Annotated in this window: 1 protein-coding gene and 1 pseudogene; both read left to right on the forward strand. The window is 71.1% G+C overall.

What is annotated here, in order from left to right; all coding sequences use genetic code 11:
* Positions 1 to 150, forward strand: a pseudogene (locus ABZ815_RS52805) (IS3 family transposase); the annotation flags it as partial.
* Positions 151 to 400: 250 nt separating this feature from the next.
* On the forward strand, positions 401 to 1,200 hold an 800-nt coding region (locus ABZ815_RS52810), incomplete at its 3' end, for an IS30 family transposase (RefSeq protein WP_357711156.1).

A 1,200-nucleotide genomic window follows, 5' to 3' on the forward strand; every position in this document is an offset into this window, starting at 1 on the left:
TACTCCCGGGCGATCGTCGGCTGGGCCGCCTCGCTGAGCAAGCACACCACCCTCGTGCTGGACGCCCTGGACATGGCCCTGTGGCGGCGCGAGCGCACCGGCCGCCCGGTCGGGCCGGGACTGATTCATCACTCGGACGCGGGCAGTCAGGGCGGATTCAACTGGTCGTCGCAACACCTCAACAATCGAGGAGGATGTTGTGGCGCAGGGAAGAGCGCGTGCGGCGCTTCAGGCTGGTCGTCCGCCGCTTCGGTCGCCGGGACGGCCACCGGTCAATCGGCGCGAGGAGCGGCAGCAGTTCTGGCGGCTGATCGCTGCTGGACGGTCAAGCGAGGAGGCCGCCGTCGCGTGTGGCGTGTCGATGCCGCTGGGGCCGCGGTGGTTTCGTGAGGGTGGTGGCATGCCGCCGATCAGCCTGGAGCCACTGTCGGGCCGCTACCTGTCGTTCGCCGAGCGGGAGGAGATCGCCATGCTGCGCGCCAAGGGGTCTGGGGTGCGGGAGATCGCCCGCCAGATGGGGCGGGACCCGTCGACGATCTCGCGGGAGCTGCGGCGCAACGCGGCCACACGCGGTGGCCGCCTGGACTACCGGGCCTCGGTCGCGCAGTGGCACGCCGACCGCCAAGCGCGCCGGCCCAAGACGTGCAAGCTCGCCGCCAACGACCGGCTGCGAGAGTATGTACAGGAGCGGCTGGCCGGCAGGGTCTGCGCCCCGGACGGCAGCGAGGTGGAAGGGCCGCAGGTCCGCTGGATCGGCAGACGTCACGGGCGGCGCCAGGACCGGCGGTGGGCGACGTCTTGGAGCCCGGAGCAGATCGCCCATCGGCTCCCGATCGACTTCCCTGAGGATGAGACGATGCGGATCTCGCACGAGGCCATCTACCAGGCCCTGTACATCCAGGGCCGGGGCGCGCTGCGGCGCGAGCTGACGGCCTGTCTGCGCACCGGCCGCGCGCTGCGAGTGCCCCGGGCCCGGACGCGCCAGCGCGGGAAGAAGTTCGTCACTGAGGAAGTGCTGATCAGCCAGCGTCCCGCCGAGGCCGCCGACCGGGCGGTGCCTGGGCACTGGGAAGGCGACCTCATCATCGGCCTGGACAGCTCTGCAATCGGCACGCTGGTCGAGCGCACCACCCGGTTCACGATGCTGTTGCATCTGCCCCGGATGGAAGGCCATGGCGAGAGCGAGCGGGTCAAGAACGG

The organism is Nonomuraea sp. NPDC047529 (assembly GCF_040642995.1).
Classification (GTDB): domain Bacteria; phylum Actinomycetota; class Actinomycetes; order Streptosporangiales; family Streptosporangiaceae; genus Nonomuraea.